Raw genomic sequence first — 19,506 nt, 5'->3', positions numbered from 1 at the left:
CCTATCTATGCGGACCAATCGTCTGACGCTCGCCGCTGTCGTCATCAGTGCGGCTTTTCTGAGTGCCTGCCAGCAGGAGGAGAGCCAGGCGCAAGGTCAGCCTGCGCCCCCGCCGTCCGAAGTCGCCGTCGTCACGACGAAGACCGAGGAACTGCCGATCACCAACGAGCTTCCGGGCCGAATCGCTGCGACCCGCACTGCGGAAGTCCGCCCGCGCGTCTCCGGCATCGTGGTCGAGCGCGTGTTCGAGCAGGGCACCACGGTCCAGCAGGGCGACGTGCTCTACCGCATCGATCCGAAGCCCTTCCAAGTGCAGGTCGATAGCGCCGAGGCGACGCTCGCCCGGGCGCGTGCCGCCCAGACGCAGGCCCGCAACACGTCGGATCGGCAGGAGCAGCTGCGCCGCTCGAACGTCGCGACCCAGCAGAACTTCGACGATGCCGTCGCGCTGCTGGCGCAGGCCGATGCGGATGTGGCGATCGCCGAGGCCGGCGTCGCTTCCGCCCGTCTGAACCTCGAATATACCAACGTGACCGCGCCGATCAGCGGCCGGATCGGCCGCGCGCTGATCACCGAAGGCGCCCTGGTCAGCCAGAGCGGCACGGAAAACCTCGCCACCATCCAGCAGCTCGACCCCGTCTATGCCGACTTCACCCAGACGGCGACCGACGTCATCCGCCTGCGCAAGGCGCTGCAGGACGGCCAGCTGATGACCGATGCCAACGAGGCGGCCGCTCAGCTGGTGCTGGACGACGGCACGCCCTATCCGGAAAAGGGCCGTCTGCTCTTCTCGGAAGCGGCCGTCGATGAAACCACCGGCCAGATCACGCTGCGCGGCGAATTCGCCAATCCGAACGGCGATCTCCTGCCCGGCATGTATGTCCGCGGCCAGATCCAGCAGGGCATCGAGCGCAATGCGATCGCCGTGCCGCAGCAGGCCATCCAGCGCGACACCGCCGGCAAGGCGCTGGTCTATGTCGTCAACGGCGAGAGCAAGGTCGAGATCCGCCCCGTCATGACGAGCCGCGTCGTCGGCGATCGCTGGGTCATCTCAAGCGGCCTCAAGGCGGACGAGAAGATCATCGTCGAGGGCTTCCAGAAGGTCGGCCCCGGCGCGCCGGTGAAGGCCGTCGACTGGAACCCCGAGCCGCCCAAGCCGGAAGGCGAAGCGGCACCGCCTGCGACGACCAAGCCGGAAGGCGAGCCTGCCGGCAATGATCCGGCAGGCCAGCCCGCTGCCGACGCAAAGCCTGCCGCTCCCGAAGGCGGCGCCAAGCCTGCACAAGCGGCACCTGCACAAGCGAATTAAGGACGGTCCATGCCCAGTTTCTTTATCGACCGGCCCATTTTCGCCTGGGTCGTCGCCCTCTTCATCATGATCGCCGGGATCATCGCGATCCCCTTCCTGCCGATCGCGCAATATCCGAGCGTCGCGCCGCCGCAGATCAGCATCTCCGCCAATTATCCCGGTGCGTCTTCTACCGAGACGTATCAGGGCGTGACGCAGCTGATCGAGAACGAGCTGAACGGCATCGACGGTCTCCAGTATTTCGAGTCCACGTCGAACGCTGCCGGCTCCGTCTCCATCAACGTCACCTTCGCGCCGGGCACCGATCCGGGCGATGCGGCCGTGGACGTGCAGAACCGCGTTCGCCGCGTCGAACCGCGGCTGCCGGACGCGGTCACGCAGCAGGGCATCCAGGTCGATGAAGCCGGCTCGGGCTTCCTCCTGATCATCTCGCTGACCTCGACCGACGGTTCGATGGACGCCATCGGTCTGGGTGACTATCTCAGCCGCAACGTGCTGAACGAAGTCCAGCGCATCGAGGGCGTCGGACAGGCGCAGCTGTTCTCCTCCGAGCGCTCCATGCGCGTCTGGATCGACCCCGACAAGATGGTCGGCCTGAACCTGACGGCCGGCGACGTGACCAGCGCCATCCAGGCGCAGAACGCCCAGATCGCCGCCGGCTCCATCGGCGCCCAGCCGAACCCGATCACCCAGCAGGTCTCAGCCCCCGTTCTCGTCAAGGGCCAGCTGTCCTCGCCGGAAGAGTTCGGCGCGATCGTGCTGCGCGCCAATCCCGACGGGTCGGCCGTGCGCCTGCGCGACGTCGCGCGGCTCGAGGTCGGTGGCCAGAGCTACGACACCTCGACCCGCCTCAACGGCAAGCCTTCGGCCGCCATTGCCGTCCAGCTCACCCCGACCGGCAACGCGCTCAACACCGCGACGCTGATCGAGGCGCGGATGGAAGAGCTGAAAGGGTACTTCCCCGCAGGCGTCGAATATTCCATTCCCTACAATACCGCGCCCTTCGTCGAGGTCTCGATCGAAAAGGTGCTGCACACGCTGCTCGAAGCCGTCGCACTCGTCTTCCTCGTGATGTTCCTGTTCCTGCAGAACATCCGCTACACGCTCATCCCGACCATCGTCGTGCCGGTCGCGCTGCTCGGCACCTGCGCCATCATCTATGCCGCGGGCTTCTCCATCAACGTGCTGACCATGTTCGCCATGGTGCTGGCAATCGGCATTCTCGTCGACGACGCCATCATCGTGGTCGAGAACGTCGAGCGCATCATGACGGAAGAGGGGCTGACGCCGAAGGAGGCGACGCGCAAGGCGATGGGCCAGATCACTGGCGCCGTCATCGGCATCACGCTGGTTCTCTCCGCCGTGTTCATTCCCATGGCCTTCTTCCCCGGCTCGGTCGGCGTCATCTACCAGCAGTTCTCGCTGACCATGGTGACCTCGATCCTGTTCTCCGCCTTCCTGGCGCTGTCGCTCACCCCCGCGCTCGCCGGCAGCTTCCTGAAACAGATCCCGAAGGGCCAGCACCAGAAGAAGCGCGGCTTCTTCGGCATGTTCAACCGCGGCTTCGACAAGACCTCGCACGGCTATAGCGGCTGGGTCGCCTGGATGATCAAGCGGTCGGGCCGCTTCATGCTCGTCTACCTCGTGATCGTCGCCGCCATGGGCTACCTGTTCATGCGCCTTCCCTCGGCCTTCCTGCCGAACGAAGACCAGGGCTACATCATCGTCTCCATGCAGCTTCCCTCGGAAGCCACCGCCAACCGGACGACCGAGGTCATCCAGCAGGTGGAAGGCTTCTTCGGCAAGGAAGGCGCTGTCGATCGCATCATCGCCGTCAACGGCTTCTCCTTCTCGGGCTCCGGCCAGAACGCGGCCCTCGCCTTCATCACGCTCAAGGACTGGGCGGATCGCGGTGCCGACGATTCGGCAGCCTCGATCGCCATGCGCGCCTCCATCGCCTTCAGCCAGATCCGCGACGCGATCGCCTTTGCGCTGTCGCCGCCGCCCATCCAGGGGCTCGGCACCAGCAACGGCTTCGAGTTCCGCCTTCAGGACCGTGCCGGCCAGGGGGATACGGCGCTCGCCGCCGCCCGTGACCAGCTGCTCGGCCTTGCCGGGCAGAGCCCGATCCTTGCCGGCGTCCGCGTGGACGGCCTGCCGGACGTCGCCCAGCTGAACCTGATCGTGGACCGCGAGAAGGCCAACACCTTCGGCGTCGCCTTTGCCGATATCAACGCCACGATCTCGACCAATCTCGGCTCCACCTACGTCAACGACTTCCCGAATTCGGGCCGTCTGCAGCGCGTGACCGTGCAGGCCGACGTGACCAAGCGCACCAAGCCGTCGGACCTGCTCACGCTCAACGTGCGCAACACCAATGGCGGCATGGTGCCCCTGTCTGCCTTCTCGTCCATCGAGTGGCAGATGGGCCCGGCCCAGACCGTCGGCTATAACGGCTATCCGTCGATCCGCATTTCGGGCCAGGCGACGCCGGGCCATTCCTCGGGCGAGGCGATTGCGGAAATGGAACGGCTGATGGGCGAACTGCCGGCGGGCTTTGCCTATGAGTGGTCCGGCCAGTCGCGCGAGGAAATTCAGTCGGGATCGCAGGCTCCGCTTCTCATCGGGCTCTCCTGCCTCCTGATCTTCCTGTGCCTCGCCGCGCTCTACGAAAGCTGGTCGATCCCGATTTCGGTCATGCTCGTCGTCCCCCTTGGCATCATCGGTGCGGTCATCGCCATCACGTTGCGCGACCTCTCCAACGACGTCTACTTCAAGGTGGGCCTGATCACGATCATGGGCCTGTCGGCCAAGAACGCGATCCTGATCATCGAGTTCGCCAAGGAGCAGATGGAGGCCGGCAAGTCGCTGATGGATGCGACGATCGAGGCGGCGCACCTGCGCTTCCGGCCGATCCTCATGACCTCGCTCGCCTTCACGCTCGGCGTCGTGCCGCTCGCGATCGCCAGCGGCGCTTCGGCCGCCAGCCAGAACGCGATCGGCACCGGGGTTCTCGGCGGCATGATCTCGGCGACCATCCTCGCGGTCTTCTTCGTGCCGGTCTTCTTCGTCTTCGTCATGAAGATCTTCCAGCGCGGTAAGAAGAACGAGCAGACTACCACCGCACCGGCCGCTGGCCGCGGTACTGGCCACGACGCCGGCCACACCGCTGGCACCACACCGGCCGAGTGATCGCGGTTCCGGCCCGCCGTCAGGCGGGCCGACCCCTGTGGGAGGTTCACGAGACCATGCGGCGGACGAAGGCGAAAGCGGAGGAAACGCGCAACCGCATCCTGAATGCGGCGGAGCACGTGTTCTTCGAAAAGGGCGTTTCCAACGCGACGCTCGAGGATGTCGCCTCGGCAGCGGGTGTGACCCGCGGCGCCATCTACTGGCACTTCCAGAACAAGGCCGACATCTTTCTGGAACTCTACAAGGCGGTCCCGCTGCCCGACGAGGACCTGCTGCGGGACGAAATCGAAAATGTCGGGATCGATATCCTCGCCCATATCGAAGCGGTCGCCGGCGACTGGCTGGACGTCATGGCCTCCGACGAACAGCGCCAACGCATCCTCACCATCCTCCTGCGCTGTGACTACACGAGCGACCTCGCCCCGGTGCTCGGACGCCAGCAGGAAATCGACGACGAGCACACCCGGTTTCTCGAAGACGCCTTCGGCAAGGCCGCATCGCGCGGCGCCCTCAGCGGCGCCTGGACGCCCTCCAGCGCCGCCCGGGCGATGCGCTGGATGATCAAGGGCCTCTGCAGCGAATGGCTCCTCTTCGGCCGCCGCTTCGACCTCGCCAACGAAGGCCGCCAAGGCCTCTCCCGCCTCTTCGGCTGCTTCCGCTGTGAGGACGCGCAGGCGATCTGAGCAATTTCGGGAAAAGGGTGAAGCGGTTTTGCGTCCGGGAATGCGGCTGGAATGAGCATTTTCGGGAAACGTACGGTGCGGCTATGCGGAGTGCTTGATAGAGATCTCGGGATCGAAGTCGACCCGCGTCGCCTTGCCGTCAGGCGTCTTCAAGACCAGCTCGACACCGCCACCGATGGAATGCATGTAGCGGATCACCGAGGAAACGAGGACATCGTCAGCGTTCTCGATCTTCGAGACGGTGTTCTGCGTCATGGCGGCGCGCGTCGCAACGTCCTGCTGTGTCGCGTTCATTGCCTTTCGCACCTCAGCCAGAGCCTTGCCCAAGCGCCGCGCGCCGCGCTTTTCGTCGAGGCGCGAACGAACGTCTTCGGGGAGCTCGGCGCGGAGCGTCTTCCAGTCATTGCGCATCTTTTTTCTCCTTCAGCCACGAATCGAAACGGGGGTCAGCCTTGCTGATGAGCTGTTTGTAGAAGAGCTTCTGGTTCCTGCCTTGCTTTTCCCCGCCGCAAAGGACGATGGCAGCCTGGCTGTGGTCGAAGGCAAAGGCGAAACGCCACACCTGTTTTGCGACCGTCACTCTGATCTCCTTCATATTGGCGTGCCTGGAACCCGAAAGCGTATCCACGTCAGGCCGACCCAGGAACGGGCCGTCGTCTTCAAGGTGATCCAAAACCTCGCCAACACGTTCTTTCAATCCCATGTCCAGCGCCTTCCACTCGGCAACGAAGTCGAGATGGAATTTCACATCGTAAGACATTGCCTGCTCCAAGAAATATATATTCAAAGATATAAATCAAGTCTGAGCCTAAAAAGGGAAATCTTGACGAACCATGCTGGTTCAACAATAACCACGGTGAACCAATGAAAGGTTAAACCATGACTGCGTTCACTGTGCGCGTACCGGACGAAACGGCTGCAAGGCTTGACCAACTGGCCGAAAAGCTTGACCGCTCCCGCTCTTACGTGGCCGCGCAGGCGATCGAGGACTTTATCGCCCGTGAGGAATGGCAGCTTGCCGAAATCGAGGCTGGAGTGGCAGACGCTGATCGTGGTGACTTCGCCAGTGCCGCCGACGTGGCGAACGTCGTCGGGAAATATGTCAAATCTGCCCGCCCATCATGAGCGGAAGAACGCTTCGTTTGACACAACGTGCATTGCGTCGTCTCGATGAAATCGGCGCGTATATCGAAAAAGATGATCCGCTTGCCGCCGCCCGCGTCGTGTCTCGCATTACCTCTGCGGCTGAAGCCCTGACGGAGCAGCCTGCCATGGGGCGTGCAGGACGCATCAAAGGGACGCGAGAACTCGTGCTTCCTGATATCTCGTATATTCTTCCGTATCGGGTTGGGGGCAACGGAATTGAGATATTGACCGTGCTCCACACGGCCCAGAAGTGGCCGCAGGCGTTTTAGGAGCAAACGCCGTCAGGCCTGAGATGGATAGATCCCGAACGCTTCAACATCTTTCCGGCTGGGTCTGATACCCGTCGTTGTCATGATGTCGGGGATGCGCAAGAGGTCCGCCATTGATAGCCGTAGGGAAACCCCTTGTAAGGGCGCCCGTGCTGTCTGCTTTGATTCCGGCTGCAGATCGCATCCACCTCGCGTCCCAGCCGCTGTTTCTCCTCTGTCTCCGCTTGCTCGAAGCGGCTGAGGTCTGGACGGTTCAGTGCGCCTCATCCCAATTATGGGCGGCGCGGGCATCGACCTTGAGCGGCACGCGCATGGCGAGGGCGGGCAGGGTGGCGTTTTCCATGACGGAGACGATCAGGGGGATGGCCTTGTCGATCTCGGCGTCTTCCACCTCGAAGATCAGTTCGTCATGCACCTGCAGGAGCATGCGGCAGCGGTCGGAAAGCTTTGCCGCTTCGAGCGCGGGCTCCATCTGCACCATGGCGCGGCGGATGACGTCGGCTGCCGAGCCCTGGATCGGGGCGTTGATCGCGGCGCGCTCGTTGAAGGCGCGCACGGACGGGTTGGAGGAGCGGATGTCGGGGTAATGCGCCCGCCGGCCGAAGATGGTTTCGACGTAACCGTTCTCGCGGGCAAACGCCTTGGTCGCGTCCATATAGTCGCGGATGCCGGGGAAGCGTTCGAAATAGCGCTTGATGTAGTCGCCGGCCTCGGAGCGCTCGATGGAGAGCTGGTTGGCGAGGCCGAAGGCGGAGATGCCGTAGATGATGCCGAAATTGATGGCTTTCGCCCGCCGGCGGATCTCGCTCGGCATGCCCTCGACCGGCACGCCGAACATTTCCGACGCCGTCATCGCATGGATGTCGATCCCGTCGGCAAAGGCCTGCCGGAGCTGGGGAATATCGGCGACATGGGCGAGCACGCGCAGCTCGATCTGGCTGTAGTCGGCCGAAATCAGCTTGTGGCCCGGCGTCGAGATGAAGGCCGTGCGGATCTTTCGGCCTTCGGTCGTGCGGATCGGGATGTTCTGCAGGTTGGGTTCCGACGAGGAGAGGCGCCCCGTGGTGGTGGCGGCCAGCGCATAGGATGTGTGGACGCGCCGCGTCTCCGGATGCACGAAGCCGGGCAGGGCGTCGGTATAGGTGGACTTCAGCTTGGTCAGCTGGCGCCAGTCGACGATGCGCCGCGGCAGGTCGTGGCCGGAAAGCGCGAGGTCTTCCAGCACCTGCGCCGAGGTGGACCATTGCCCGGTCTTGGTCTTCGACGCGCCGGGCAGGCCCATCTTGCCAAACAGGATGTCGCCGAGCTGCTTGGGCGAGCCGATGTTGAAGCTTTCGCCCGCCAACTCGTGGATCTCGGCCTCCAGCCGCGCCGCACCCTGTGCAAGCTCGCCGGAGAGCCGCGACAGGATCTGCCGGTCGATGGAGATGCCGCGTTCCTCCATGCGCGCGAGCACGGGCACCAGCGGCCGCTCCAGCCGCTCGTAGACGCGCACGAGCTTCTTGGCGGCAAGCCGGGGCTTGAGCACATGCCAGAGCCGCAGCGTCACGTCGGCATCCTCGGCCGCGTAGGTGGTGGCCCTGTTGATATCGACATAGTCGAACGTCACCATCGACTTGCCGCTGCCGGCCACGTCCTTGAAGGGGATTGGCTGGTGACCGAGCCAGCGTTCCGACAGGGCGTCCATGCCATGGGTGTTGGCGCCGGCATCCGACACGTAGGACATCAGCATCGTATCGTCGAAGCGGGCGATCTCGACGCCCTGCCGCTTCATGACGAGATAATCGTATTTCATGTTCTGGGCGACCACGAGAACGGCGGGGTCTTCCAGCAGCGTCTTCAGAAGGGCGATCGCCTGTCCGTCCGGGATCTGGTTTTCCACCAGCCCGCCGCCGAGGAGGTCGCCGACGCCGCTCTTGTGGAGCAGCGGCACATAGGCAGCCTTGATGGAGGTGCCGGAGGCGTCGCGGCTGTTGTCGGCGATGGCGAGCGAGAAGCCGACGAGATCGGCCTGCATCGCATCCAGCGAATTGGTTTCCGTGTCGAAGGCGACGAGGCCGGCCTCGCGGGCGGCCGCGATCCAGCTTTCGAGCGTCGCGATGTCGCGGATCGTGACATAGGTGGAGCGGTCGATGGGTGCGGTGGCAAAGGCCTCGGCGCGGGACCGCGCGAGGCCCTGCGGCGTCGCGCCGGTCTCGACGGCCAGCACCGGCGCCTGGCTCAGGACCTTGGCCGCTTCTTCCGCGGTTTCGGGAGAGCCTTGTGCAGCGGGTGTTGTGACCGTGCCTGAGGCGTCACCCTTGTCGAGATCCGGCCCATGCGCCTGCGCGCCGCCTTCGACGGGAATATGCGCCGCGTCCACCGCATCGGCATCCGTATCGGTGGCGGCAGCCACGCGGCGGGTGAGGGAGGTGAATTCCATGGCCTTCAGGAAGGCCACGAGCTTCGGCCCGTCCTGCGGATGCAGGTCGAGCGCGTCGAGCGGGGTCTCCACCGGCACGTCGATCTTCAGCGTCACGAGTTCGCGCGACAGGCGGGCGAGATCGGCGTTGGCGAGGATGTTCTCGCGGCGCTTGACCTGTTTGATCTCGCCGGCGCGGGCCAGCAGCGTGTCGAGATCGCCGAACTCTTCCAGAAGCTGCGCCGCCGTCTTCGGGCCGATGCCGGGAATGCCGGGCACGTTGTCGGTGGAATCGCCGGTCAGCGCCTGCAGGTCGATCATCTTTGCGGGTGGCACGCCCCATTTCTCGATGACCTCGGGAATGCCGATCTGCTTGTCCTTCATGCTGTCATACATGGAGACACAAGGGGTGAGCAGCTGCATCAGGTCCTTGTCGGACGACACGATGGTCACGTCGGCGCCGGCCTCCTCCGCCATGCGGGCATAGGTGGCGATCAGGTCGTCGGCCTCGAACCCCTCCATCTCGATGCAGGGCAGGTTGAAGGCGCGCGTCGCGTGGCGGATCAGGCCGAATTGCGGGATCAGGTCTTCCGGCGGGGCCGTGCGGTTGGCCTTGTACTTGTCGTAGAGATCGTTGCGGAAGGTCTTCGAGGAATAGTCGAAGATGACAGCGAAATGCGTCGGCGTGACGCCGACCGAGGTATCGCGCGCGTCGGTCAGAAGCTTCCACAGCATGTTGCAGAAGCCCGAGACCGCATTGACGGGCAGGCCGTCGGATTTGCGGTTCAGCGGGGGAATGGCGTGGAAGGCCCGGAAGATGAAGCCGGAGCCGTCCACGAGGAAGAGATGATCGCCTTTTTTCATGGAGACACGGATAGCGCGACAGGCGCGAAAGGTCCATCGGGCAACCCGCCCGCGCGACGCCGTCCGCGTGGTCTCCCACCGTTTGATGACGCGGGCCTTCAGAAAAAAATGAGGGCCCATTCCAAACCTTACCAATTTGTAATCAGGCTTCTCCGGCGCTTCCCTTGAAAAGCCACATTCGGACCCACAAATCTCAAGCAACGGCAGCGACAAGCGCCGTCATCTGGTCAAGGCCTGTCCCCCGCCAAACCCAGATGCAAGGACAAAGGCCTAACCCCCCTCTCCGGGCCTTTGTCCATTATCAAAAACCGTCATGGCCCGCCTCCGCCATGGCGGTTTTTTCGTTCTAGCAATGGCGGTTTTTCTATTTCCGGTGTTCGCCATCATCTTGTCACCGCCCTGTCCCGGGCGTACCCATTGCTATGGCCTACGACCGCATGGAGTCCGCCACCTATCTCGCCAGCCTGCTGGCTCGAGGCTTCTCCCGCCAGCTGCAGGAGAGGGGCCGGAAGCTCGGCTTTGCGCCGGGGCAGTTTCCGGTGCTGGCCGAATTGTGGAACGAGGACGGGCTGACGCAGCGCCAGTTGCTCGACCGGCTGGATGCCGAGCAGGCGACGATTGCCAACACATTGGCGCGCATGGAGCGGGATGCGCTGATCACGCGCCGCCCCCACCCGACGGATCGAAGGGCCCAGCAGGTCTTCCTCACCGATCGCGGCCGTGCTCTGAAGAGTGACGCCATGCTCGCTGCCCGGGCGGCTGACGACGCGCTGTTTGCCGGCTTCCGCCGCTTCGAGCGCGAGCTGATGCTCGAATATATGCGCATGGCCATCGCCAATGCCGCGCCCATGGCTTCGCAGCCTCCAGCCGACGCCTCGGTGCGACCGGGGCCGGATGCGGAGCCTGCGCCGGAAAGCCCGCCAGAATGCCCGAGATGATGTCCGGGTCTTCCCAAGCCGGAATTTTTGAGTAGGGTCGCGCCGACATCAAGGAGCATTGCCATGACCGATATCACCGGCGTTCTCGCCAAGGCGGACACCAATCTCGACGCCAGCCTCGAACGGCTCTTCGACCTCGTGCGCATCCCCTCCATCTCCACCGATCCGGCCTATAAGGACGCCTGCCGCAAGGCTGCGGAATGGCTGGTGGCGGACCTTCAGGGCCTCGGCTTCACGGCCTCCGTGCGCGATACGCCCGGTCATCCCATGGTCGTCGCGCATCATGAGGGTGCCACCACCGACGCGCCGCACGTGCTGTTCTACGGCCATTACGACGTCCAGCCGGTCGATCCGCTGTCGCTCTGGGAGACGGACCCCTTTACGCCGTCCGTGCGCGAGCTGTCGCCTGGCCGCAAGGTCATCACCGGCCGCGGCACGTCCGACGACAAGGGGCAGCTGATGACCTTCGTCGAGGCCTGCCGCGCCTATAAGGAAACCCATGGCAGCCTGCCGTGCCGCGTCACCGTGCTGTTCGAGGGCGAGGAAGAGTCCGGCTCGCCGTCGCTGAAACCCTTCCTGACCGCCAATGCCAAGGAGCTCAAGGCCGACTATGCGCTGGTCTGCGACACCGGCATGTGGGACAGCGAGACGCCCGCCATCTCCGCCGGCCTGCGCGGCCTCGTGGGCGAGGAGGTCGTGGTGACCGCCGCCGATCGCGACCTGCATTCCGGCATGTTCGGCGGCGCTGCCGCCAACCCGATCCACATCCTGTCGCGCATCCTCGCCGGTCTTCACGACGAGACCGGCCGCGTGACGCTTAACGGCTTCTATGACGGCGTCGAGGAGACGCCGACGCAGATCAAGGCCGCATGGGAAACACTCGGCCAGACGGCGGAGAAGATGCTGGGCGAGATCGGCCTTGCCGTCCCCTCGGGCGAAGAGGGCCGCTCGGTCCTCGAACTCATCTGGGCCCGCCCGACGGCGGAGGTCAACGGCATCACCGGCGGCTACACGGGCGAGGGTTTCAAGACCGTGATCGCCTCCAAGGCGTCGGCAAAGATCTCCTTCCGTCTCGTCGGCCAGCAGGACCCCGATGCCATCCGCACGGCCTTCCGCGATTACGTCCGCGCGCACATCCCGGCCGATTGCTCGGTAGAGTTCCACGAGCATGGCGGCTCGCCGGCCATCCAGCTGCCGTATGATTCGTCGCTGCTCAACACGGCGAAATCGGCTCTGTCGGACGAATGGCCGAAGGCGGCCGTCATCATCGGCATGGGCGGCTCTATTCCGATCGTCGGCGATTTCCAGAAGATGCTCGGCATGGAATCGCTGCTGGTCGGCTTCGGCCTGTCCGACGACCGCATCCACTCGCCCAACGAGAAATACGACCTCCAGTCCTTCCACAAGGGCATCCGCTCCTGGGTGCGCATCCTCGACGCGCTGGCGGCCGCTCGCTAAACGCGGCGCTGACACGTTGAAATCTCAAGATATTGTGAAGGCGCCGCCGGCCGGGACGCCCTTGACCCGGCCGGGTGGCGATGGTCTCATGACCCGTATGACGTCGAGACTGCCTCCGCCGGACCGAAAAAGACCTGCATGAAGACGATCCGCGCTCTGATCTGGCCGGCCGTCGGGCTGGCGGCCATCCTGTTTTCGCTTTACGGGCTTTATCACGAGCTGCGCGGGCTTTCGCTCGACGAGTTCCTGGCAAGCTTCGAGGCCGTGCCGCTGAAGAGCTGGCTGCTGGCGGCCGGCGCCACATTGGTGGCCTATGCGGCGCTTGCGGCCTACGACCATCTGGCGCTCGAACATCTCGGCCGGCGGCTGTCGCTGACCTTCATCACCGTCTGCTCGTTCACCGCCTATGCGCTGTCGCACACCATCGGCGCCTCCGTGTTCTCGGGCGCCGTCGTGCGCTACCGGGCCTACGGGTCGAGGGGGTTGAGCGTCAGCGAAACCGGCGTTCTCGTCGCCTTCTGCTCGCTGACCTTCGTGCTGGGCACGCTGACGCTGTCGGCGATCGTGCTTCTGATCGAGCCGGAGATCGTCGATCGCTTCTCCGCCGTCATTCCGCTCGGAGCCTCGATTTCCACGGCGATCGCCATCCTCGTGCTGATCGGCCTTTATCTTCTGGGAAGTCTCATCCGCTTCAGGCCCATCCACACGCGGTGGTTACATCTGGAATATCCGCGGCCGACGCTGGCGGTACGGCAATTGCTGATCGCCCCGGTGGAGCTGATCGGGGCTGCCGCCATCATCTATTTCGCGCTGCCGGAGGCGGGAAATCCGGGCTACATGGTCGTGCTCGGGGTGTTCCTCGCCTCGTTCTCGGCCGCCCTCCTGTCACACGCGCCGGGCGGCATCGGCGTGCTCGAGCTGATCTTCATCGCGGCTTTGCCGGAAATCGATGCGGCCTCGGTGCTGGCCGCCCTCGTCATCTTCCGGCTGTTCTACCTCGTCATCCCCTTCCTGATGGCGCTCGTGGTGGTCGTGCTGTTCGAGCGCCGTCAGTTTCTGGAGCGCCGACGCGCGGGCCCCTGATCCGGGAAGGTCTGGTCTCTTTTCACGCAACTCCGGACGCAAAACCGCTTCGCACTTTTGCTGGATTTGCTCTTACGACGGTGAATGGCAGACCTTCGGGACCGCCTCGGCAAAGGGTGTCTTCACCTCGCCGAGTTCCGCGCTCTCGATATGCAGCGGCGTGAACGGCGGCTCCTGAATGGCGGCGTTGACGATGCGCGTCACGTAGCATCCGGCAAAGACGCGCTCCTTCCCATCCTTGTCCACCGAGCGGACGGCAACGGGCACCGGCGCGTAGAGGCTGCCGGCTGCACCCTCCTGCGTCACGACGCCGGTCTTTACCTCGACATCGACCGTGTTTTTGTAGCCCAGCACGAAGCTCGCATAGTCGCCGGCCGGCGGCTTGTCGCCGAAATAGGCATAGGCGCGCGCATATTCCTTGCGCTCGATCGCATTGTAGAGCGACTGGACGAGCTTTGCGCCATCCGAACGATCGTCGACATAGGGCGCGTCCTGCGCGAATGCTGCGTGTGGAACGGCGAAGGTTCCGGTGAGCAAGGCGGCGGAAAGGGCGAGGGAGGCGAAGGCGCGGTGATGCATGGAGGGTCCTCGTGATGATGCCGCATCATCAATGGATGATGCCGCATCTTTAGGCCATCGACATGCGGCAAATTGACGACGGTTGCGTCGTTGGATGGTGGCAATGTCTGCAATCGCTCAAATGCGAGCAATCCCTTCAATGCTGTCTTTGTGCCTCTTGGCTAATGTCCCTTTCAGGACAGGATCGATGCCCGAGGGGATGACATGGCGCTGAAGATGCTTTTTGCGGAATTGATGGCGGTTGCGGTGCGGGTGACACCGCTCGCGCCGAGGCTCGGCATATCGAAGCAGGAGGGGAAACAGGCGGCCCGCAGGCACGCGATGATCGCGTCGCCCGCGATGGACCTGCCCATGCTGCCGGCCCCGATCAATCCGGACTGGATCGTCGCAGGTGCGCCGGTCGCCCGTCTCGCCGAGCATTCGCGCAGCCACGACGATGCCGCCGTCACCGCCATGTGGGACTGCACGGCCGGCGAGTTCAACTGGTATTTCGGCTGGGACGAGACGGTCGTCATCCTCGAAGGCGAGGTGCATGTGACGGCCGAGGACGGCACCGAGACGGTGCTGCGCGCCGGTGACATCGGCTTCTTCAACGGCGGCACCTGGGCCAACTGGCGCATCGAGACCTATGTCCGCAAGATCGCCTTCTGCCGCAAGAAATTCCCAGAACCCGTCGTCCTGGCCTATCGCCTGCGCGACCTGCTGCGCGGCGAAGCCCCCAAGGCGGCGCTCGCCGCCTGAGGGACCCGGTGACTTTCGCCCGTTTGCGCGGCGTTCCGCCGTTGCGTTCGGGCTCTTCCCGTCCTACGTGATGAGGCCCGCCTGCGATGAAGGCGGGTCGTTGACCGAGGGAAGACAATGGCAGCCACCAGGACGGCACTCCGGAATGTCGCGGTTCAGATGGACCACGTCTCCACCATCAATATCGCGGGCGATTCGACCTTTGCGATGAGTCTCGAGGCGCAGAACCGCGGCTACAGGCTGTTTCACTATACGCCGGACCGGCTGTCGCTGCGCGACGGGCAGGTTTACGCCACGGCGCAAGCCATGACCCTGCGCGACGTGAAGGGCGATCATTTCACGCTCGGTGAACCCGAGCGGCTGGATCTCTCCACCATGGACGTGGTGCTCCTGCGCCAGGATCCGCCCTTCGACATGGCCTATATCACCTCGACGCATCTGCTGGAGCGCATCCACCCGAAGACGCTGGTGGTGAACGACCCCGCCTGGGTGCGCAATTCGCCGGAAAAAATCTTCGTTACCGAATTTCCGGACCTGATGCCGAAGACGCTGATCACCCGCGACCCGGCCGAAATCGCCAAATTCCGCGAGGAAATGGGCGATATCATCCTGAAGCCGCTCTACGGCAATGGCGGCGCCGGTGTGTTCCACTCCACCCGCGACGACCGCAACATGTCCTCGCTGCTGGAAATGTTCGGGCAGATGTTCCGCGAGCCCTTCATCGCGCAGGAATACCTGCCGGCCGTGCGCAAGGGCGACAAGCGCATCATCCTCGTCGATGGCGAGCCTGTCGGTGCCATCAACCGCGTGCCGGCCGAGCACGATGCCCGTTCCAACATGCATGCGGGCGGCAAGCCCGAGCCGACCGAACTGACGGCACGCGAGAGGGAGATCTGCGCCCGCATCGGCCCGGCTCTGCGCGAACGCGGCTTTCTCCTCGTGGGCATCGACGTCATCGGCGACGTCATGACCGAGATCAACGTGACCTCTCCGACCGGCATCCGCGAGGTCAGGAACTTCGGCGGCGCCGATATCGCCAGCCTGCTTTGGGATGCGATCGAGCGCAAGCGCGCTTGAAAAACCGGCCGGGTTGTGATGTTTGCAACCCTGCCGACATGGTCGATTGTAATCGTTCCGCCAATGTTCTTGTTTTATTCCAGCTGCCGTGTAATGTGAGGAAAGTCTCATAAGCGTATCGGTTGGAGTGGCGGGAATATGGTGGCACGGGTCAGCACGGTGGCGTTCCAGGGCATCGAGGGCGTTCCGGTCGATGTGCAGGTCATGGTCGCGCCCGGCAAGGTCGGTGTGCAGATCGTCGGCCTGCCGGACAAGGCGGTGGCCGAAAGCCGGGAACGGGTGCACGCCGCCCTCCACGCCTCCGGCCTGTCCCTGCCGCCCAAACGCGTGACGATCAATCTCGCGCCCGCCGACCTGCCGAAGGAAGGCAGCCATTTCGACCTTGCGATCGCGCTCGGGCTGATGGCGGCGCTCGGCGCCATTCCGTCGGATGCGCTGGCAGACTACGTCGTCATCGGCGAACTGAACCTCGACGGCACGATCGCCGCCGTTGCCGGCGCGCTGCCCGCCGCCATAGGCGCGAACGCCATCGGCAAGGGCCTCATCTGCCCGGCCGACAGCGGGCCGGAGGCCGCCTGGGCCGGTGCCGAGATCGACATTCTCGCACCCCGCAGCCTCATCGCGCTCGCCAACCATTTTCGCGGCACGCAGGTGCTCACCCGGCCGGAGCCGGCCATCCGTGCGACGGCCGCCAACTTGGCCGATCTCGCCGATATCAAGGGGCAGGAAAGCGCCAAGCGCGCGCTGGAAGTGGCGGCGGCCGGAAACCACAATCTGTTGATGGTCGGCCCGCCCGGCTCTGGCAAATCGATGCTCGCCGCGCGCCTTCCCTCCATTCTGCCGCCGCTGTCGCCGGGCGAGCTCTTGGAGGTCTCGATGATCCACTCGATCGCGGGACAATTGCCGGGCGGCAAGCTCTCGGATCGCCGGCCCTTCCGCACGCCGCATCACTCCGCCACCATGGCGGCCCTCGTCGGCGGTGGCCTTCGCGCCCGGCCGGGCGAGGCCTCGCTCGCCCATAACGGCGTGCTGTTCCTCGACGAGTTCCCGGAGTTCACGCCGCAGGCGCTGGACGCGCTGCGTCAGCCGCTCGAAACCGGCGAATGCATCATCGCGCGCGCCAATCACCGCGTCAGCTATCCCGCCGCCATCCAGCTGGTCGCGGCCATGAACCCGTGCCGCTGCGGCATGGCGGGCGAGCCGGGGCATAGCTGCGCACGGGGCCCGCGCTGCGCCGGCGACTATCAGGCGCGCATCTCCGGCCCGCTGATGGACCGGATCGACATCCGCATCCATGTTCCCGCAGTGTCTGCGGCCGACCTCATCCGCCCGGCGACCGCCGAAACCAGCGCGGTCGTCGCGGCCCGCGTGGCGAATGCAAGGGCGCTCCAGATCGACCGCTTCATCGCCTTCGGCATGCCGAAGATTACCTCGAACGCGCGCTGCACCACATCGATGATCGAGACGCTGGCCGAACCCGATGCCGGCGGCCTCCAGCTCCTGCGCGAGGCGGCCGAACGGATGACGTTTTCCGCACGCGCCTACCACCGCGTCCTCAAGGTCGCCCGGACGCTGGCCGACCTCGACGCCCGCCCGACGGTCGGCCGCATCCACATCGCCGAAGCCATCTCCTACCGTATCGCCGGAGACCGCATGACCAGTGCCGCGTGAGGAGAACGGCGATGGCAGCGGGATCGTTTCGTCGACCGGAATGCCATCCTGAAAAAAGCGCAAGCCTGCGAAAAAGGTAGGCCGTGCGAACTTTATCCCCGCGGAAAAATGCGGCAGTGTACGCTTGTCGAGGACGGCGCGGTTGCGCCACGTCCAATGCCGGTCGCAGCCCCACCCGGTCAAAACAAGGGAACGCTCTCCATGAAAACGCTCGTCGTCTGCTCCGGCGGACTGGACTCCGTCACGCTCGCCCATCACGTGGCGCGCGACCATCATCTCGCCGGCCTCCTGTCCTTCGACTATGGCCAGCGCCATCGCCGGGAGCTGGACTTCGCGGCCGAGGCGGCCGGAAGGCTAGGCGTGCCCCATCATCTCATCGACATCGGGCCGATCGGCGCGCATCTGACCGGTTCGGCGCTGACGGACGATATCGCGGTGCCGGACGGGCATTATGCGCAGGAGACGATGAAGGCGACGGTGGTGCCGAACCGCAATGCCATCATGCTCACGATCGCCTTCGGGCTTGCGGCCGCGCAGAAACTGGATGCGGTCGCCGTCGCCGTTCATGGCGGCGATCACTTCATCTACCCCGATTGCCGGCCCGATTTCATCCGGTCGTTCCAGACCATGCAGAACCACGCGCTGGACGGCTATGCCGCGGTGACGCTCTACGCACCCTATGTGGAGCGCTCGAAAGCCGACATCGTCACGGACGGTGCCGAAAACGGCACGCCCTTCGCGCGAACATGGTCCTGCTACAAGGGTGGGGAGGTACATTGCGGGCGGTGCGGCACCTGCGTGGAGCGACGCGAAGCCTTCCATCTCGCCGGCATCGCAGACCCCACGCTCTACGAGGATGCCGATTTCTGGCGGGAGGCCTGCGGGGTCGGGCGGTTCGTGGCGGAAGAGGTCCGCTGACGTCTGGAGCATTTCCAGCCGAAGCGGGATCGCTTCGGCGTCGGACAATGCGGCAAAAACAACTGACCAGTGCATTTCCGGTGAACCGGTCTTCACCGGAAATGCACTGGTCAAAACGGGAACCGCAGCGACGCCGTTCCCGTTCCGTCAGTGTCCCATGTGCAGGCCTACTGAAGCGTCGGCGGCTCTTCGTCTCCGAAGAAGGAGCGGATGCCTTCGCGGGCAACGGTTGCGAGAAACTCGTCGAAGGCTTCGCGGTCGGTCGGGAACGGGTCTTCCCACTCGGTCACGTCCTCCTCCTGCGTCAGCACCAGCATCTGCCAGTCGAGATTCGTGCCGGCCGGTCGCGAGATATCGACCAGAACGGTCACGCCGTCTTCGGTGAACTCGCCGGACAGCTCCGAATACTCCATTTCCGGTTCATTATCGTTCGACATCGGTCCTCGCCATTCTCAATTTCTGCCCATTCTACACCGCAACGCTGAGAAAAGCATATCCTGCAACGCACGTCCTTCAAGACAGGCGAATGTCACATTCCGCTCGGTATCCGGGCGACCGAGGCATCCGCAACGGCTGCCAGCATCTCGAGATCGCGCGCGCGGATCTCCGGCGTGACGTCGCTCTGCCGGATCGTGAACCAGGCTTTCAAGGCGTCGATAGCCATGCCGTGGGGCTGCGGATAGGAGGGAAGGCCGAGCACCCAGCCCCGCAGGATGTCGCGATCCATGCGGCCCCTCTCATATTGCTGCTGCATGCGCTGGACGGCGATCGCCAGATCTTCCTGCGTTTTCATGGTCGCGCGCCGCGCGGAAGGTCGATGAAAAGGAATGTCGTCGCTGTCACACTGGTCTACCGCGGTCCATGCCGCATCAGGCGGCTCTGGTGCGAAACCCTACTGCATAATTCCTGAAATCGGAATCGATTTAAGGAATTATGCATCAGATATAAAGCTCTACAGCGAACCCGAGTGCGTCATGTATGACGCACGGCGCTGTAGGGCAAAACCCCTGTCACGGAAACCGGACTTCGAAAGAAATCGTTCACCCTTGCCGGCTTGGACCGGATGTGGCGTAGACGTCAAAAAGCCCCGACGAGCGGGGCTTTGAGGCTTTCAGGCGGGTCGATACTGGCTCAGCGCAGTCCGAAGAACGAGAGGACGGCGAGAACGACGACGACC

Annotated in this window: 17 protein-coding genes and 1 pseudogene; 12 read left to right on the top strand and 6 right to left on the bottom strand. The window is 64.4% G+C overall.

What is annotated here, in order from left to right:
- The first annotated feature begins 7 nt into the window (after positions 1-7).
- Genes C8J33_RS11895 through C8J33_RS11885 form a run of 3 tightly spaced genes read left to right on the top strand, consistent with a single transcriptional unit; the run spans position 8 to position 5,184 of the window.
- Complete coding sequence (locus C8J33_RS11895; RefSeq protein WP_132664330.1) at positions 8-1,309, top strand: efflux RND transporter periplasmic adaptor subunit; 1,302 nt, start codon at positions 8-10, stop codon at positions 1,307-1,309.
- 9 nt (positions 1,310-1,318) lie between these two features.
- Complete coding sequence (locus C8J33_RS11890) at positions 1,319-4,501, top strand: efflux RND transporter permease subunit (protein ID WP_132664329.1); 3,183 nt, start codon at positions 1,319-1,321, stop codon at positions 4,499-4,501.
- Between the two features lie 56 nt (positions 4,502-4,557).
- Positions 4,558-5,184: a TetR family transcriptional regulator gene (locus C8J33_RS11885; RefSeq protein ID WP_110800481.1), complete on the top strand. Its 627-nt coding sequence runs from the start codon at positions 4,558-4,560 to the stop codon at positions 5,182-5,184.
- 81 nt (positions 5,185-5,265) lie between these two features.
- On the opposite strand, the gene C8J33_RS11880 is transcribed toward C8J33_RS11885, so the two are convergent.
- Together C8J33_RS11880 and C8J33_RS11875 are read right to left on the bottom strand one after the other, a co-directional pair.
- Positions 5,266-5,595 (bottom strand): helix-turn-helix domain-containing protein, encoded by a 330-nt coding sequence (locus tag C8J33_RS11880; RefSeq protein WP_132664328.1) that lies wholly within the window; start codon positions 5,593-5,595, stop codon positions 5,266-5,268.
- Positions 5,585-5,944, bottom strand: coding sequence for a type II toxin-antitoxin system RelE/ParE family toxin (locus C8J33_RS11875; protein WP_132664327.1), 360 nt, complete (start codon positions 5,942-5,944; stop codon positions 5,585-5,587). Before C8J33_RS11875 ends, C8J33_RS11880 begins: the two co-directional genes overlap by 11 nt.
- A gap of 119 nt (positions 5,945-6,063) precedes the next feature.
- Between C8J33_RS11875 and C8J33_RS11870 the strand changes: the two genes are divergently transcribed.
- Together C8J33_RS11870 and C8J33_RS11865 are read left to right on the top strand one after the other, a co-directional pair.
- Positions 6,064-6,309, top strand: a complete 246-nt coding sequence (locus tag C8J33_RS11870) for a CopG family ribbon-helix-helix protein (protein ID WP_132445459.1) — start codon at positions 6,064-6,066, stop codon at positions 6,307-6,309.
- Complete coding sequence (locus C8J33_RS11865) at positions 6,306-6,599, top strand: type II toxin-antitoxin system RelE/ParE family toxin (RefSeq protein ID WP_132664326.1); 294 nt, start codon at positions 6,306-6,308, stop codon at positions 6,597-6,599. Before C8J33_RS11870 ends, C8J33_RS11865 begins: the two co-directional genes overlap by 4 nt.
- Before the next feature lie 253 nt (positions 6,600-6,852).
- On the opposite strand, the gene polA is transcribed toward C8J33_RS11865, so the two are convergent.
- A complete protein-coding gene (gene polA / locus C8J33_RS11860) occupies positions 6,853-9,864 on the bottom strand; it encodes a DNA polymerase I (protein WP_132664325.1) in 3,012 nt (1,003 codons plus the stop codon).
- A 422-nt stretch (positions 9,865-10,286) separates the two neighbouring features.
- On the opposite strand from polA, the pseudogene C8J33_RS11855 reads away from it, so the two are divergent.
- The 3 genes and pseudogenes from C8J33_RS11855 to C8J33_RS11845 all read left to right on the top strand — a co-directional run.
- Positions 10,287-10,709, top strand: a pseudogene (locus C8J33_RS11855) (MarR family winged helix-turn-helix transcriptional regulator); the annotation flags it as partial.
- A 156-nt stretch (positions 10,710-10,865) separates the two neighbouring features.
- Positions 10,866-12,260, top strand: coding sequence for a dipeptidase (locus tag C8J33_RS11850; protein WP_132664323.1), 1,395 nt, complete (start codon positions 10,866-10,868; stop codon positions 12,258-12,260).
- A gap of 138 nt (positions 12,261-12,398) precedes the next feature.
- A complete protein-coding gene (locus C8J33_RS11845) occupies positions 12,399-13,343 on the top strand; it encodes a lysylphosphatidylglycerol synthase domain-containing protein (RefSeq protein WP_132664322.1) in 945 nt (314 codons plus the stop codon).
- Between the two features lie 72 nt (positions 13,344-13,415).
- Here the strand turns inward: C8J33_RS11845 and C8J33_RS11840 are convergent, their stop codons facing one another.
- Positions 13,416-13,922: a hypothetical protein gene (locus tag C8J33_RS11840; RefSeq protein WP_132664321.1), complete on the bottom strand. Its 507-nt coding sequence runs from the start codon at positions 13,920-13,922 to the stop codon at positions 13,416-13,418.
- Between the two features lie 204 nt (positions 13,923-14,126).
- Here C8J33_RS11840 and C8J33_RS11835 point away from each other — a divergent pair, with 204 nt between their 5' ends.
- The 4 genes from C8J33_RS11835 to queC all read left to right on the top strand — a co-directional run bounded on the left by C8J33_RS11835 (position 14,127) and on the right by queC (position 18,329).
- Positions 14,127-14,663 (top strand): cupin domain-containing protein, encoded by a 537-nt coding sequence (locus C8J33_RS11835; RefSeq protein WP_132664320.1) that lies wholly within the window; start codon positions 14,127-14,129, stop codon positions 14,661-14,663.
- 117 nt (positions 14,664-14,780) lie between these two features.
- Positions 14,781-15,740, top strand: coding sequence for a glutathione synthase (gshB, locus tag C8J33_RS11830; protein ID WP_132664319.1), 960 nt, complete (start codon positions 14,781-14,783; stop codon positions 15,738-15,740).
- Between the two features lie 138 nt (positions 15,741-15,878).
- Positions 15,879-17,411 (top strand): YifB family Mg chelatase-like AAA ATPase, encoded by a 1,533-nt coding sequence (locus C8J33_RS11825; protein ID WP_132445475.1) that lies wholly within the window; start codon positions 15,879-15,881, stop codon positions 17,409-17,411.
- A gap of 201 nt (positions 17,412-17,612) precedes the next feature.
- Positions 17,613-18,329, top strand: coding sequence for a 7-cyano-7-deazaguanine synthase QueC (gene queC, locus C8J33_RS11820; protein WP_132664318.1), 717 nt, complete (start codon positions 17,613-17,615; stop codon positions 18,327-18,329).
- 167 nt (positions 18,330-18,496) lie between these two features.
- On the opposite strand, the gene C8J33_RS11815 is transcribed toward queC, so the two are convergent.
- Both C8J33_RS11815 and C8J33_RS11810 read right to left on the bottom strand, forming a co-directional pair.
- Positions 18,497-18,766 carry a hypothetical protein gene (locus C8J33_RS11815; RefSeq protein WP_110727608.1) on the bottom strand — a complete coding sequence of 90 codons (270 nt, stop codon included), beginning with the start codon at positions 18,764-18,766 and terminating at the stop codon, positions 18,497-18,499.
- A gap of 92 nt (positions 18,767-18,858) precedes the next feature.
- Positions 18,859-19,122, bottom strand: coding sequence for a hypothetical protein (locus C8J33_RS11810; RefSeq protein WP_110800466.1), 264 nt, complete (start codon positions 19,120-19,122; stop codon positions 18,859-18,861).
- Between the last annotated feature and the right edge of the window lie 384 nt (positions 19,123-19,506).

Origin of the sequence: Rhizobium sp. PP-CC-3G-465, from assembly GCF_004343445.1 — a bacterium.
GTDB lineage: Bacteria > Pseudomonadota > Alphaproteobacteria > Rhizobiales > Rhizobiaceae > Ferranicluibacter > Ferranicluibacter rubi.
Note: the sequence above shows the minus strand (reverse complement) of the source record. Positions and strands in the feature narration are given on the sequence as shown.